We start from the raw sequence: 14,425 nt of genomic DNA, 5'->3' as shown, positions 1-14,425 counted from the left end.
GGCCGGATCCGCCTCAGCTCAGCGCGACGGTCGCGATCTCCCACGGGCGCAGCGGCAGGACGAGACGTCCGGACGCCACGTCCAGCTCCCCACCCGGACGGCCCGCCAGGTCGCAGCGTGCCGCCGAGGTGAAGTCGCCGGTCACGACGGCCTCGCCCGGCTCGGGACGCTCGTTCACCACGCGCAGTTCGAGCCTCCCGTCACGGCGGCGCAGGGACGACAGGACCACGCCGTCCCCCTCGATCCCGAGGCCGGAACGCGGCCCGGGCGCGGGCGTGCCCTCGGGCGCGGTACCCCGCACGGCCTTCAGCCCGTTCCCGTACAGCTCGGCCGCCGCGAGCACCTCGGGCCCCGGACGGTCGCCGTCGTAGTGCATCAGCGCCAGCTCGAAGGCGTGGCCGCCGAGGCACTGGGCGTCCGGGGTGGCGACCTGCGGCCCGGCGGGCTCCTCCCGCAGGCCGTTGTCGTCGCGGGAGAGCCAGTTCACCGACCGCAGCAGCGTCAGCGCCAGCTCCGTGCCGTCGTTGACGACCTCGTACTCGGTGACGTGCCGGAGCAGAACCGCGAGGCCGCCCGCCGCGACGAACGCGTGCGCGGAGAAGGTCGGGACCGGGACCTCCCCGTGCCCGCCCTCGCCGGTCAGTCCGCGCTCGACGACCGCGAACTGCCCCTCGCCGAACGAACTCTCCGCACGGCGCGGCAAAGGCAGGTGCAGCCGGACGCGGTGGTCGCGGCACGGGTTGTCGAACGCGACGGACACCCGGGTGAACGGCTCGTCCGCGTGGACCTCCGCGAGCGTCCGCACGGCGACCTCCGCGGTCTCCTCCGAACGGGCGTCCGCGTCGGCCTCGACGGGCCAGCGGTACGCGCGGTCGACGGCGACGGACGCGACGAGCGGCCCGGTCTCGACGACCCGGACGTGCTCGGACACCGGCTCGTCCACCACGACGTCCCGCTTCGGCGGCGCGTAGTTGTAGGTGTCGCCCACGTCGCCGACGTCCACGATCCGGCCCAGGTCCCGGACGTCGACCAGGTCGTTCCGCGGACGGTCCGCCTCCACGCGCGCCGGATGCCGCGGCTGGACGGCCGCCGCCGTCGCGGTCGCGACGCCGAGCGGCGGCACCTCCACGAGCACGGGTCCGCCGACCCGGATCACGCCGCGCCGCGGCACGGGCGACGGGTTCACGACCAGGTGGTCGCTCCTGTCGACCTGGGCCGCAAGACGGCCGGTGACCAGGTCGAACACGGCGTGGCCGAGCTGTTCGGCCTCGGCCATGCGGGCGGCGACCTGCTGGGCCGTGGCGTCGCTGCCGCACCCCGTGACCGAGTCGTGGCAGCTCACCTCGATCAGCTTCCGCCACGCCAGTTCGAGGAACCGGTCGGCCGAGGCGTCCCCGAGGTGGAGCGCGGCGAGCGGTTCGGCGTACCGGGCCACGCGGCGTTCGGCCGCGCCCATCGCCGCCTTCAGCGGGATACGCACGGAGAACACGCCGGGCAGGATGTTCGCGCGCGCGTGCGAGCGCATCTCGCCCTCCACCACGGGCAGGCCGTCGACGGACGCGTCCGTGAGGAACTCGCCGAGCGTCGCCAGCCGCATGGGCAGCGACGCGTTCTCGACCTGTTCGGCCAGGTCGGCCGCGGGCGCGGTGTGGTCGGAGCCGTACATCGCCAGCGACGGCCCGCCCTCCGGACGCCACTCGCGCAGCCACGCCGCGACCTCCTCGGCGCGGTGGTCCACCAGGCCCGCGTCGCCGAACATGTGGACGGCGTTGCCGTACCCGCCGGGCAGGTACTCGGTGCGGACCCGCGAGCCGTCCGGCGACTCCCAGACGAACGCGTGCGTCGTCACCCGTTCCGGGACGCCCCGCCACACGCACGCCCGGTCGATCCCGAACCCGCGCAGGATCTGCGGCATCTGCGCGATGTGCCCGAACATGTCGGGCAGGTAGCCGAGCCGCATCGCGCCGCCGAGGTCGTCGGCGCGGCGCAGCCCGAGCTCCAGGTTCCGGACGATCGTCTCGCCCGAGCACAGGAACTCGTCCATGAGGATCTGCCACGGCCCGACCGCGAGCCGCCCGTCCCGGACGAGCCGTCCGACCAGCTCCGCCCGCTCGGGCCGGATCTCCAGGTAGTCGTCCACGGCGGCCATCTGGCCGTCCAGGGTGAACCGCAGCCGGGGGTCGCGGTCCATCCGCTCCAGCACGTCGTCCAGCAGCCCGACCAGCCGCAGCCGGAACCGCTGGAACGGCAGGTACCACTCGCGGTCCCAGTGCGTGTGCGGGACGACCACGAGCCCTTCGTCGGTTGTCGTTGCCGAGTCCTTCAACCGCATAGTGCGATCACCTCGTTCCTGTCAGTTTCGAGGCGGTGGGTTCCTGTTCCGAGGGCGGGCAGCGTCACCCGGTCTCCGCGCACGGCCGCGCGCCGGCCGTCCGGCCCGCACAAGACAGTGCCGTCGGCGTCCAGCGCGTGCAGCTCGTCGCCGACGCGCAGGAGGATCGGGCCGCCGCGCGGGCCGGGGGTGACGGCGGTCCGCCCGGCGGCGATCGCCGCGACGACCGCCTCCGGGGAGTCGTCCTCGACGAGCACCCAGGTGGTCGGCTCGCCGAGCGTCTTGTGCTGGGACGGGTCGTGGAAGTCGCTGCCGCCGAGCGCGACCGTGTCGTCCCGCCAGAGCGCGGCCCACGCCAGCGGCGCACCCCACGTCCGGTCCCACCAGGACGAATGCCACAGTTCGACATGCCGGGCCCGCGCGTCCGGCGGGACGTCGTGCCGCCACGCGCAGTCCCCGGACAGCGGATGGTTGATCGACAGGACGCCTCCGTCGCCCGGGTCCCACTCGGCCGCCGGACGCCGGAAGTCGATCCACCCGACGTCGCCGAACACGTTCGCGTGCCCGTGGTCGGTCGTGACCTCCTGCCCCGGCACCAGCACGATCCCCGCGTGCTTGGACGCCCCGGGCAGTTCGGGATGGTGGCTGACCGTGTTGTGGTCGGTGACGGCGAGGAAGTCGAGGCCCTGCCTCACCGCGAGGCCGGCCAGCTCGGGCACGGTCAGCGTCCCGTCGCTGTGGACGGTGTGCGCGTGCAGGTCACCGGCCATCCACCGCATCCCGGACGGCTCGGGCAGCCCGTCCCGCCGCGCCGGACGGTCCGTCGTGGCGGGCGGCGTCAGCGTCTCCGGACGCTCCGGCGCGCGGTCGTGCAGCGTGACCGTGACCTCGAACGGAGTGCCGTCCGGCGGGATCCGGTGCAACCGCAGCCACACGTTCCACCAGCCCGCCTCCAGCTCGCCGGGAAGGTAGCCCGGCGTCGCCCAGTCGGCGGCGATCGTGTAGGTGTCCCGCGCGCCGCCCGACCAGCCCCGGAACCCGTCCGGCCCGCCGCAGCCGAGGTCGATCACCCCGCCCGCATGGCTCAGCCGGACGGTCAGCGCCGCCGTTCCCGGCGGCACCTCGAACGCCAGCTCGCGCATGATGCGGTCGAGCCTGTCCTCGAGCGTCCAGACGCCCTCGAATCGGATCATGCCGCCGCCGTCACGTCGTTGGTCATGAGCTCTCCTTCGCGATAGAGCAGGGCCCGGCCGGGACGCGGACTCGCCCAGCCCTCGTCCCCCGGCCCGGGTTCGGCGTCCTCGGGGACGACGACGTGGACGAGCACGCCGCCCTCGGTCTCAAGGGTCACCAGTGAGCTGGTACCCAGGTTCTCGACCACCACGACACGGCCGTGGAACGCCGCGTCCACGGGCGTCGCCGAGTAGGCGAGGTACTCGGGCCGGACGCCGTACACGACCGGCACGCCGTCCTCGACCCGCACGGGCGGGCGCAGCCGCGCCCCGGCCGCCTCGACCAGGCCGTTCGCGACCCGCGCGTCCACGAGGTTCATCGGGGTCGAGCCGATGAACGACGCGACGAACAGGTTCGCGGGCCGCCGGAACACCTCGGCGGGCGTCCCGACCTGCCGGATCCGCCCGGCCTCCATGACCGCGATCCGGTCGGCCATCGCGAGCGCCTCGGCCTGGTCGTGCGTGACGAACAGCGTCGTGACGCCCAGCTCGTGCTGGAGCTTCTTGAGGAACGTGCGGGCCTCGAGGCGCATCCGCGCGTCCAGGTTGGACAGCGGCTCGTCCAGCAGGAACACCGCCGGCCGCGCCGCCATCGCGCGGGCCAGCGCGACCCGCTGCTGCTGCCCGCCGCTCAGCTCCGCCGGACGGCGTTCCAGCAGGTCCGACAGGCCGAGTGAGGCCGCGACGGCGGCCGCCGCCGCGTGCCGCTCGGTCTTTCCCTCCTTCTTGATGCGCAGGGGGTAGGCGATGTTGTCGGCGACGGTCATGTGCGGGAACAGCGCGTAGTCCTGGAACACCATGCCGACGTCGCGGCGTCCCGGCGGCAGCCGCGTCACGTCGCGGTCGCCGATCCGGACCGTCCCGGACGTCGCGGTCTCCAGCCCCGCGATCGTCCGCAGCAGCGTGGTCTTCCCGCACCCGGACGGCCCGAGCAGCGCGAAGAACGCGCCGTCCGGGACGGCCAGGTCCAGCCCGTCCACGGCCCGGACGCCGCCCGGGTAGTCCTTGGTCAGCGCGTTCAGTTCGACCCCGGTCACCGTTTGATCCCTCCGTGGAAACGGAACCCGTACCGGCGGCTGACCAGCAGGTACATCAGCACGACGGGCACCGAGTAGAGCAGCGAGAAGGTCGAGATCAGGGCCAGGTCCGGCTGCCCGCCCTCGGTGTAGAAGGTGTACATGATCACCGACGCGGGGGCCTTGTCCGGATCCCGCAGCAGCAGGAACGGCATCAGGAAGTCGCCCCACACCTGCGCGACCGTCCAGATCCCGACCATCGCCAGGCCCGGCCGGATCACCGGGACGACCACGTGCCGCAGCGTCTGCAGCGGCGAGGCCCCGAACACCCGCGCCGCCTCCTCGTAGGACGCGGGCGTGGCGTCGGTGAAGTCCTTGAGCAGGAAGATCGCGGTCGGCAGCAGCCCGCCGGACAGCACCAGCACCACGCCGAGGTGCGAGTCGACCAGGTGCAGCTGGGTGGCGAGCAGGAAGATCGGCACCATCGCGGCCGTGCCGGTGATGATCGACGACAGCAGGAGCAGCAGGTAGAGCAGGACGTCCCGGCCGGGCAGCCGCACCCGGCTGAGCGCGTACGCGGCGAGCGCCGCGAACACCACGACGATCGCCGCGGTCCCGGCCGCGAGGATCACCGAGTTCTCCAGCGACTTCAGCGCGTACGGGTCGTCCAGCAGGACGCGGAAGTTGTCCAGCGTGAAGCTCGGCAGCGACACCTGGATCCTCGGGTTCGCGTTGAACGGCGCGCTGGCCAGCCACAGCATCGGCAGCGCGAAGAACGCGAGGACGAGCGACACGAACGTGGTCGCGGCGATCCGCCGCAGCGCCGTCCTCATGCCCGCCTCCGCCGCAGGGCCCGCAGGTACGCGAACGCGATCAGCAGGTTGATCAGCAGCATGACCAGGGAGATCGCGGCGCCGAAGCCGAGCCGTCCCTCGCCGAGCGCCGTCCGGTACACGTACGCCGACATGACCTCCGACCGGTTCTCCGGCCCGCCCGCCGTGATCAGGAACGGGGTGAAGTCGTTGAACGTCCACAGGCTGACCAGCAGCAGGCTCGTCAGCGCGTGCCCGCGGATCTTCGGCAGCACCGCGTCCCGCAGCGTCTGCCAGGTGGACGCGCCCGCCAGCTTCGCCGTCTCCAGATGGGACGGCGGAACGTTCCCGAGCGCGGCCGTGTAGAGCATCATCGAGAACGCCGTCCCGCGCCAGACGTTGAACACGATGACGCAGGCCATCGGATGGTCCAGCAGCCAGGCCGTGCCGGGCGTGCCGAGCATCGCGTTCAGCGTCCCGCCGTCCCGGTCGAGCAGCGCCAACCACAGGAACGCCACGACCGACCCCGGCAGGATCCAGGCCAGCAGGACGAGCGCCTCGACCGTCCGGCGGACGGCCGCCGGACGCTCCCGCATCACCCACGCGATCGAGAACCCGAACAGGGTCTGCCCGATCACCGCCGACCCGCCGACGAACTCCAGCGTCAGCAACAGCGAGTTGTGGAACCGCCCGTCCGCGAGCACGTCGGTGTAGTTCCGGACGCCGAGGAAGTGCGGATGCGTCGCCTCGAGCCCGGTCAGCCGGTAGTCGGTGACGCCCAGGTACAGCGTCCACAGCGCCGGGAACACCAGGAACACGACGATGAGCACCAGCGCCGGGGCGACGAACGCGGCCGCGCGCCGCCGCCCCAGCCCGACGACGTCGGCCGCCTCCGCCCTGACGGGCTCAGTTCGCGTCGACGTTGCCGGAACCACCGACGATGCCTTCCAGCTTCTTGGTGTACTGCCCGGCCGTGTCGTCCGGACTGTGCCCGGCCACGATGCCCGCCGTCGCCTCCTGCAACGCCGTCGACACCTGCGTGTACGCCGCGAGTCCCGGCCGGAACAGCGTGATCGGCAGCACCTTCTGCGCGACGAAGGTGAGGAACGGGTCGTCCTTCAGCGCCTCGGCGTTCACGTCGTTGCGCGAGGTGACCTCGGGGTTCCCCGCCAGGCGCGCCTTCACCACGTCCGGCTGGTTCAGGTACGCGAGCAGGTCGAACGCCTGCTGCGGGTACTTGGTGTGCGGGTTGATCGCGGCGACCGACCCGCCGGAGACGCTCACGAACGACTGGCCCTTGACGCCCTTGCCGGGGGTCACCGCCGGGATCAGCGCGTACCCGACCGACTGGTCGCGGTCCGCCATCTTCGCGATGCCGTCCTTCGGGTTCAGCACGCCCCGCCACAGGTAGACGCCCTCCAGCAGGACGCCGATCTTGTTGCTCGCGAACTCCTCGAACGACTTGTCCCGGCCCTTGGCCTCCTCCTGCAGCCTCTTGTCACCGAGCCCGCCCGGCCCGTAGAGCTGCCGGTAGAAGCCGAGGACCTGCTTCATCGTGGCCCCGCCGCCGGTCCACTTGCCGTTGGCGTAGATCTCCGAGCCCGCTCCCGCGAGCATCGGCAGGACGCCCTGCGTCGTCGTCGCCTCGCCCATCGCCGTCCCGGCGTTGAACTGGAGCGGCGTCACGCCGGGAAGCCTCTTCAGCGCCCGCCCGGCGGCGAGGATCTCGTCCCAGCTCTTCGGCTGCCAGTTCACCGGCAGCCCGGCCTGCGCGAACAGCTTCTTGTTGTAGAACAGCACGCGGCCGTCCGTGCTCGGCGGGATGCCGTACCGCTTGCCCTGGAACGATCCCAATTGCTGGACCGACGGGCTGATCTGGCCCCAGCCGTCCCAGGAGTCGGCCCGCGCGCCGACCACGTCGGTCAGCGGCTTGAGGTACCCCGCCTGCGCGAACTCGCCGACCCAGATCCCGTCCAGGCTGACGATGTCGGCCCCGGCCTTGGACTTCAGGTCGAGCGCGGTCTTGGTCTTGTACGCCTCGTCGTCCACGCCGTAGCCGTGGTACACGACCTTGACGCGCAGGCCCTTGGCCTTCTCCGCGGCGACGAATCCGGGGATGACGGTCTTGGTGATCCAGGACGCCTCGGCGTCGTTCTTGCCGCCGACGATGGCGTTGCGGGCGATCGTGAGGGTGAACGTCTTGGCCTTGGCGTTGCGCTGCGGGTCGGTCGAGGACGAACCGCCCCCGCAGGACGAGACGGCCGCGCCCGCCAACAGAAGGGCGAGCGCGGCCGTGAGCCGTGAGCGGAACCGTGAATCGAGGGGTGGATGGGGTCGGGAGCGTCCAGGCCGTCCGGAGATGTCCACGGTGACCTCCAATAGGCGTCACCGCTAACGTGAACGATGGGACGGGAGACGTAAAGACCTAACTGATCTTCAATCCGCTCCGGCCCCCGATCACGGGTCGGTCAGCTCGGCGGAGCGGTCGGCGAAGACCTCCATCGCCTTGCGGGTGACCGGGCCCGGCGCGGCCGGCAGCAGCGTGCCGTCCACCTTGCGGATGGGCTGGACGTTCCTGGTCGTGGAGGTCAGGAAGGCCTCCTCCGCGCGGTACAGCTCGGAGATCGGCAGGTCGCCCTCGACGCCGCCGCACCACTCCAGGACGAGCCCGCGGGTGACGCCCGCGAGGCAGCCCGCCTCCAGGGGCGGCGTGATCAGCTCGCCGTCCAGGACGACGAAGACGTTCGTCCCGGTGCCCTCGCACAGGTTCCCGGCGAGGTTCGCGAAGATCGCCTCGCCGCCGCCGCGCTCCTTGGCGTGGGCGAGCGCCAGCGCGTTCTCGGCGTAGGACGTCGTCTTCAGCCCGGCCAGCGCGCCGTGCTCGTTCCGCGCCCACGGGACGACGACCACGTCGGCGGTCTCCGGGAACGGGCTCTGCTCGGCGACGATGATCGTCGTGGTCGTGCCCTCGTCGCCGCGCGCGGAGCCGAGCGGGCCGGGACCGGACGTGTGGGTGATCCGGATCCGGGAGGACGGCCAGTCCGGGGCCGCCGCGAGCGCCGCGCGGCAGCCCTCCGCGAGCTCCTCCACGTCCGGCGCGGCCAGCCCGAGCCCCTCGGCGGACCTGCCGAGCCGCTTCAGGTGCCGGGTCAGCGCGAACGGCTCGCCGTCCACCACCTTGACCGTCTCGAACACGCCGTCGCCGACCAGCACGCCGTGGTCGAAGACCGACACGACCGCCTCGTCGGGATCCAGCAGGGCCCCGTTGACCCACACCTTCGCCCGCTCACCGCTCACCTGATGCCACCTCCAGAAGCCGAGCCGCCTTCAGCTCGGTCTCGTTCCATTCTCCCAGCGTGTCGGACCCCCAGGTGATCCCGGCCCCCGTCCCGAACCGCAGCAGGCCGTCCTCGGCCCAGAACGTCCGGATGCCGACCGCGAGCGCGCCGCGCCGCCGGTCCGCGTCCACCCAGCCGACCGCCCCGCAGTACGGCCCGCGCGGGACCGGCTCGAGCACCTCCAGCAGCGACAGCGCGCTCGCCTTCGGCGCGCCGGTCACCGAGCCCGGCGGGAACGTCGCCTCGATCAGCTCCGGCCACCCCGCGCCCGGCTCCAGCTCCGCCCGGACGGTCGAGACCAGGTGCACCAGCCCCGGATGCTCCTCCAGCGCCAGCAGCTCCGGCACCGTCACCGACCCGACCGCCGCGACCCGCCCGAGGTCGTTCCGGACGAGATCGACGATCATCACGTTCTCGGCGCGGTCCTTCGGCAGCAGGTCGGCCTCGGTCCGTCCGGTCCCCTTGATCGGCTTGGACGTCACGACCCGCCCGTCCCGCGCCAGGTAAAGCTCGGGCGACGCGGACGCGACCGCGATCCCCGGCAGCCGGAGCGTCATCGCGTACGGCGCGGGGTTCCCCCTGGCCAGCCGCGCGCCCAGGCCCGCGATGTCGGCGCCGTCCGGCAGCGGCGCGGACAGCACCCGGCACAGGTTCGCCTGGTAGACGACGCCCTCCGCGATCGCCGCGCGGATCCGCTCGACGCCCCGCATGTACTCGCCCTGGTCCAGGGACGAGACCCACTCCCCGGGCGCGCGCCATGGACCGTCCGGATGCGGCGCGGGCCGCACGTCCTCGAACCGGGCGCAGGTGATCTTGCCTTCGTAGGTGACGACGACCGCCCACCACCCGCGCGAGTCCAGCGCCGCCGGGTCGCTGGTCACCTCCGCGAGCCCGGTCGCCAGCATCCCTCCGACGTGCGCGAACATGCCCCCAGTCTGCCGCCCCGCGCCTCCCCCGAGGACACGGCACGCCCGACGGGCCGCCCACCCGCGACTCCCGGCGCGCGCGGAGGTGCCGCGAACGCGGGTTCGCGGCCAGGCGGGCCAGGCCCGTCGCGGACGAGGCGCTCGGCTCCCGCGCGGCCTAGTACGCCGCGAGGACGCAGCCGAAGGAGTCGGCGAGGCCGGCGAGGCCGTCCTCGGTGATGATGAGCGCGCGGCGTTCGCGGCCGCGCTCGAACCAGCCGAGCTCGATCATCCGCGTGGTCAGCGCCGCGCCGAGCGCCCCGTTCAGGTGCGGGCGGCGTTCCGTCCAGTCCAGGCAGGCGCCCGCGAACCGGCGCCGCCTCCCGCGCAGCGCGGCCACGTCCAGCCCGATCTCCTCGAACCGGTGCTCGCCCTTCTCGGTCGTCTCATACGGGATGCCGGTCTCGACCGGGCGGCCCTCGTCCGGCTCGATCATGCCGCCGTCCACCAGGGCCGCGAACAGCGCCACCCCGGCCTCCCCGGCCAGGTGGTCGTAGCAGGTGCGGGCGGTGTGCAGCCGCCGCGCCAGCCGCGACTGCCGCAGCCCCTTCACCTCGACGTCCGGGCTGATCCGGCTGAGCGCCTCGATCACCGCGGCGACCTCGTCCCCGGCGAGCCGGTAGTACCGCCACCGGCCCTGCGGGACGACGCTCACCAGGCCGCCGTCCAGCAGCTTCCCCAGGTGCGCGCTCGCGGTCTGCGGGCTCACCCCGGCGACCCGGGCGAGCTCCCCGGCCGCCAGCGGACGCCCGTCCAGCAGCGCCGTCAGCATCGCCGCCCGCGCCCGGTCGGCCATCAGCGCGGCCATCGGGGCGATGTCGGAGTCGTACGCGAGGCTCATGCCTGCGAGCCTAGGCGGCGGACGCTTCGACGCCGATCGAAGCGTCCCCGCGCCACGGGCTCGCGTAATCCGGTTTGGGGAAGCGGCCCGGACACGCTAATGTTCTCTCTGTCGCCGGGGAAGCCCGGAGGACACGCGGAAGTGGCTCAGTGGTAGAGCATCACCTTGCCAAGGTGAGGGTCGCGGGTTCAAATCCCGTCTTCCGCTCTGAGAGGTCGGACACGGCCTCGCTCTGGTGGAGTGGCCGAGAGGCGAGGCAACGGCCTGCAAAGCCGTGTACACGGGTTCAAATCCCGTCTCCACCTCCAAGGGCGATTAGCTCAGTGGGAGAGCGCTACCTTGACACGGTAGAGGCCACTGGTTCAATCCCAGTATCGCCCACCATAGAAATGCAGGTCAGAGACCCTGTCCCCCTCGGGGACGGGGTCTTCGCCTGTTCTGGAGAGGCCCCGAAGATCGTCCTCGGTGCCCGGTCTCCACACGCCGGGTCCTGACTCAGCGGGGTTTGAGTTCGTCGGCGCGCTGGAAGCAGGACCGGGCCTCATCCACTCGGCCCAGGCGTTCCAGGACATTGCCGCGGTTCATGGTGTCCCCGTAGCTGTCGGGGTTCAGAGACAGAGCGCGGTCGATGGATTCCAGGGCTTCCTCATAGCGCTCGAGTTCGGTGAGGACGGCACCTCGGTTGCCGTGCAGGCGCGCGGAGTGCTCGCCGCCGGTATCGATTCGGACGCCCTGGTCGAGGGCGGCCAGAGCCTCCTCATTCCTGCCCATGTCGCTGAGCAGCCATGCCTTGTTGACGTAGCTGTTCAGAAAGTTCGGGTCGACCTGGATGGACATGTCGTAGGCGGCGATCGCCGCGTCAGGCCGCCGCATCAGCATGAGCAGCTGGGCCTTGTTGAACCAGACGTCGGCGGAAAACCGATTCAGCCGAAGCGCGTCATTGTAGGCACTGAGCGCCGCGTCATGACTACCGAGCTGCTGCAGCAGCACGGCCCGGCAATGGTGGACGTCAGCACGATGGGGCCAAAGAGCGGCGGCCTTCTGAAATTCCGCGAGGGCCTCAACGGGGCGGCCCTCGCGGTTCAAGCGATGCCCCTCGCTGAAGCAGGCGTTGAAGTCGGCTTCGGTCGCGGCGGCCGCCGCCGGGCCAACGCCGGAGAGCAGGGCTTCGATGTCCGGCTCCTGCAACTCAGCGCCGCACTTCGGACAGGTGTCGACCCCGAAGGCGGCTGTCCGCCTCGCCATGCAGACGTCGCAGAGCGCCCCTTCGCACCGGCCGCAGATGCGGAAGACGAACGCGAACTCCTCCTCGGGTTCCCAGAACGCGGTCGGGTTCCCGCTGCCCACCGAGATCGTGCGCTTGCAACCGGTTCCCGTGCACCCGAGAAACACACAGACCTCCCCAGAGGCGTCGAACGTGTACAGCACGCCCGGGTCGCTCATTTTAAAGTGGATTCTCTGCGCGGTACGGGGTGGAGGCTGCGATGGACTGGACGCAGGCGTCGGCGCCCCTTGACGGGGCGGACGGGTTTCGGCTGTCGAACCGTCCTGTCGCATGCATGATCCGGAGAATCCGTCCCGGCTGACTCCGCCCATCTGTCGAAGCAGGTGCCGCGTCTCGTGAGTTCGGCCCGGTCACCGGTCCAGTGATCCCTTCGTAGGGCGACACGCTTGATCAAATGACGCGGCGCGACATCACCGTCGGCTATAGCTTGATCACGAAAAGTGGCGTGGCTGGGCCTGTGGTTCGTGTCCAGCTGGTCAGGCTCCGGGACGTCCGCCCGCGCCGGACCGTGAGGTCGGGGCCGTTTCTCAAAGCAGTGCGCGTCAATCGGGGGATACGCGATGAGGATGTTCCAGATCGGCACGAGAGTCGGGACAGGGGGCGGCGGGACACGCCCCCGGAGGTGGCGGGCCGGCCTGATGACCGTGCTGATGGCGGTGACGTCCGTGGTCGCCGTACCTGCGGCATCCCACGCGGTCGCCGCCCCGGCACCCCACGCGGCCGCCGCGGCCCCGGCCACCGACCTCGCCCTCGCTACGGGGGACAACTGGTACGGGCAACTGGGGGACGGCTCCGGCATCGGCAGCCAGACCACCCCGGTTCCGGTGGCGCTGCCTGAGGGCGTGAGCCTCACCCAGATCGCCGCCGGCCACTCCCACAGCCTGGGACTGACCTCCGACGGCCGCGTCCTGGCCTGGGGAAACAACAGCAACGGGCAGCTGGGGGACGACTCCACCACCACCCGCCGCACCCCGGTGTGGGTGCACCTGCCCGGAGGCGTCACCATCACCCAGATCAGCGCCGGCAGCTTCCAGAGCATGGCGCTGACCTCCGACGGCCGGGTGCTGGCCTGGGGCCAGAACAACCTCGGGCAGTTGGGCGACGGGACCACCATCACTCGCCCGGCACCGGTCCTGGTGGCGCTGCCTCTGGACGTCACCATCACCCAGATCTCCAGCGGCTCGCAGCACAATCTGGGGCTGACCTCCGACGGCCGGGTCCTGTCCTGGGGCTGGAACAGCAGCGGGCAGCTGGGCGACGGCACCACCACCCAGCGCCTCACCCCGGTGCCGGTCGCGCTGCCTCCAGGCGTCACCATCGACCAGATCGACTCCGGCTACTACCACAATCTGGCGCTGACCTCCGACGGTCATGTGCTGGGCTGGGGTGACAACTACTACGGGGCGGTCGGGGACGGCAGCACCACCCAGCGCAACAGCCCGGTGCCGGTGGCGCTGCCTCCAGGCGTCACCATCACCCAGGTCAGCGCCGGCTACTACCAGAGTCTGGCGTTGGCCTCCAACGGCCAGGTGCTGGCCTGGGGATACAACGAATTCGGGCAGTTGGGGGACGGCACCACCACCGAGCGCCTCACTCCCGTGCCGGTTGCGCTGCCCGGGGGCGTCACCGTCACCCAGATCAGCGCCGGCTGGGGCCATAGCCTCGCGTTGACCTCCCACGGCCGGGTGCTGGGCTGGGGCGGCAACGACGACGGGGCGTTGGGGGACGGCACCACCGTCAACCGCTACACCCCGGTCTTCATGGAGGCGCCACCGGGACATGCGGTGACCGAGGTCTCCGCGGGCTGGCGCGTTTCCTTGATGCTGGCCGAACCGACCGGCAGCAGCACCACGCTGACCGCCGAGCCCGCCCAGGCGCTCCCAGGGCAGGAGGTGAGGCTGACGGCGACCGTGACCTGCAGCCACGTCCCCGCCGCGGGCATCGTCACCTTCCTGGAGGGTGACACCGTCATCGGCACCGCCGAGCTGGACGCCCACGGCGTCGCCACCCTCACCACCACCGGACTCGCCGAAGGGCGGCACCACATCACCGCCCGCTACGGAGGCAACGCCTTCTGCCCGCCGTCCACGTCCGCGCCGGTGACCGTCACCATCACCGAACACCCCGCCCCGCCGTGCGGCCCGTACGAGCTCAAGGTCGACAAGACCGCCGACAAGGCCAGGGTGCGCGTCGGGAACAAGGTGCGCTACCGCATCCACGTCACCAACACCTGCGCCTCCACCTTCACCGGGGCGACGTTCACCGACGACCTGACCGGCGTCCTGCGCAACGGCCGCATCCGGGGCTCCATCCACGCCACGACCGGCCACATCACCCGCACCGGCCGCGGCTTCACATGGACCGGCGACCTCGCCGCCGGACGAAGCGCCGACATCACCTTCACCGTCGTCGCCCGCACGCCCGGCATCATGCGCAACCAGGTCACCTGGCGCTGCCACCCGAGCGACACGGCCCGCCGGGACGAAACGGCGGACGGGAACGGGACGGCACATGGGAACTGCACCAGCCGAACCCGTACCAAGGTGATCCTGCCGAGCACCATCTGACAGATCCGTCCACCCGGGCCCGCTCCGCCACACCGGC

General features: G+C 71.8%; 11 protein-coding genes and 3 tRNA genes. 4 read left to right on the top strand and 10 right to left on the bottom strand.

Annotated elements, in window-relative coordinates; translation table 11 throughout:
- Positions 1–13: 13 nt before the first annotated feature.
- The 9 genes from AB0L06_RS17430 to AB0L06_RS17390 form a co-directional block, all read right to left on the bottom strand.
- The gene (locus AB0L06_RS17430; RefSeq protein ID WP_500232019.1) at positions 14–2,332 is read right to left on the bottom strand and encodes a glycoside hydrolase family 38 N-terminal domain-containing protein; all 2,319 of its coding nucleotides are present in this window, start codon (positions 2,330–2,332) and stop codon (positions 14–16) included.
- Entirely contained in the window at positions 2,323–3,525 is a 1,203-nt protein-coding gene (locus tag AB0L06_RS17425; protein WP_500232018.1) for a CehA/McbA family metallohydrolase, read from the bottom strand. The genes AB0L06_RS17430 and AB0L06_RS17425 overlap by 10 nt, the downstream gene beginning before the upstream one ends.
- A complete protein-coding gene (locus tag AB0L06_RS17420; protein WP_500232017.1) occupies positions 3,522–4,601 on the bottom strand; it encodes an ABC transporter ATP-binding protein in 1,080 nt (359 codons plus the stop codon). The genes AB0L06_RS17425 and AB0L06_RS17420 overlap by 4 nt, the downstream gene beginning before the upstream one ends.
- Entirely contained in the window at positions 4,598–5,413 is an 816-nt protein-coding gene (locus tag AB0L06_RS17415; RefSeq protein ID WP_500232016.1) for a carbohydrate ABC transporter permease, read from the bottom strand. The genes AB0L06_RS17420 and AB0L06_RS17415 overlap by 4 nt, the downstream gene beginning before the upstream one ends.
- Complete coding sequence (locus tag AB0L06_RS17410; protein ID WP_500232015.1) at positions 5,410–6,327, bottom strand: carbohydrate ABC transporter permease; 918 nt, start codon at positions 6,325–6,327, stop codon at positions 5,410–5,412. The genes AB0L06_RS17415 and AB0L06_RS17410 overlap by 4 nt, the downstream gene beginning before the upstream one ends.
- On the bottom strand, positions 6,299–7,759 hold the full coding sequence (locus AB0L06_RS17405) for an extracellular solute-binding protein (protein ID WP_500232014.1): 1,461 nt from the start codon (positions 7,757–7,759) through the stop codon (positions 6,299–6,301). The genes AB0L06_RS17410 and AB0L06_RS17405 overlap by 29 nt, the downstream gene beginning before the upstream one ends.
- A 90-nt stretch (positions 7,760–7,849) precedes the next feature.
- On the bottom strand, positions 7,850–8,689 hold the full coding sequence (locus AB0L06_RS17400; RefSeq protein ID WP_500232013.1) for an aminotransferase class IV: 840 nt from the start codon (positions 8,687–8,689) through the stop codon (positions 7,850–7,852).
- Positions 8,679–9,656, bottom strand: a complete 978-nt coding sequence (locus AB0L06_RS17395; protein WP_500232012.1) for a chorismate-binding protein — start codon at positions 9,654–9,656, stop codon at positions 8,679–8,681. Before AB0L06_RS17395 ends, AB0L06_RS17400 begins: the two co-directional genes overlap by 11 nt.
- 157 nt (positions 9,657–9,813) lie before the next feature.
- The gene (locus AB0L06_RS17390) at positions 9,814–10,536 is read right to left on the bottom strand and encodes an ArsR/SmtB family transcription factor (RefSeq protein ID WP_500232011.1); all 723 of its coding nucleotides are present in this window, start codon (positions 10,534–10,536) and stop codon (positions 9,814–9,816) included.
- Positions 10,537–10,671: 135 nt separating this feature from the next.
- Between AB0L06_RS17390 and AB0L06_RS17385 the strand changes: the two genes are divergently transcribed.
- From AB0L06_RS17385 to AB0L06_RS17375, 3 genes are all read left to right on the top strand, one after another.
- Positions 10,672–10,743, top strand: a tRNA-Gly gene (locus AB0L06_RS17385).
- A gap of 27 nt (positions 10,744–10,770) precedes the next feature.
- Positions 10,771–10,844: transfer RNA gene (locus AB0L06_RS17380), tRNA-Cys, on the top strand.
- A 1-nt stretch (position 10,845) separates the two neighbouring features.
- Positions 10,846–10,920: transfer RNA gene (locus tag AB0L06_RS17375), tRNA-Val, on the top strand.
- A gap of 111 nt (positions 10,921–11,031) precedes the next feature.
- Here the strand turns inward: AB0L06_RS17375 and AB0L06_RS17370 are convergent.
- Complete coding sequence (locus tag AB0L06_RS17370; RefSeq protein WP_500232010.1) at positions 11,032–11,964, bottom strand: tetratricopeptide repeat protein; 933 nt, start codon at positions 11,962–11,964, stop codon at positions 11,032–11,034.
- A gap of 495 nt (positions 11,965–12,459) precedes the next feature.
- On the opposite strand from AB0L06_RS17370, the gene AB0L06_RS17365 reads away from it, so the two are divergent.
- Entirely contained in the window at positions 12,460–14,388 is a 1,929-nt protein-coding gene (locus AB0L06_RS17365) for an RCC1 domain-containing protein (protein WP_500232009.1), read from the top strand.
- Positions 14,389–14,425: the final 37 nt, after the last annotated feature.

This window comes from Spirillospora sp. NPDC052269, from assembly GCF_040679435.1.
Classification (GTDB): domain Bacteria; phylum Actinomycetota; class Actinomycetes; order Streptosporangiales; family Streptosporangiaceae; genus Spirillospora.
This window is presented reverse-complemented; position numbering and strand designations above follow the sequence as displayed.

Coding starts and splice junctions, on each gene's coding strand:
- AB0L06_RS17365 (WP_500232009.1), top strand. CDS start 12,460: ATGACCGTGCTGATGGCGGTGACGTCCGTGGTCGCCGTACCTGCGGCA.
- AB0L06_RS17390 (WP_500232011.1), bottom strand. CDS start 10,536: ATGAGCCTCGCGTACGACTCCGACATCGCCCCGATGGCCGCGCTGATG.
- AB0L06_RS17395 (WP_500232012.1), bottom strand. CDS start 9,656: ATGTTCGCGCACGTCGGAGGGATGCTGGCGACCGGGCTCGCGGAGGTG.
- AB0L06_RS17430 (WP_500232019.1), bottom strand. CDS start 2,332: ATGCGGTTGAAGGACTCGGCAACGACAACCGACGAAGGGCTCGTGGTC.
- AB0L06_RS17425 (WP_500232018.1), bottom strand. CDS start 3,525: ATGATCCGATTCGAGGGCGTCTGGACGCTCGAGGACAGGCTCGACCGC.
- AB0L06_RS17415 (WP_500232016.1), bottom strand. CDS start 5,413: ATGAGGACGGCGCTGCGGCGGATCGCCGCGACCACGTTCGTGTCGCTC.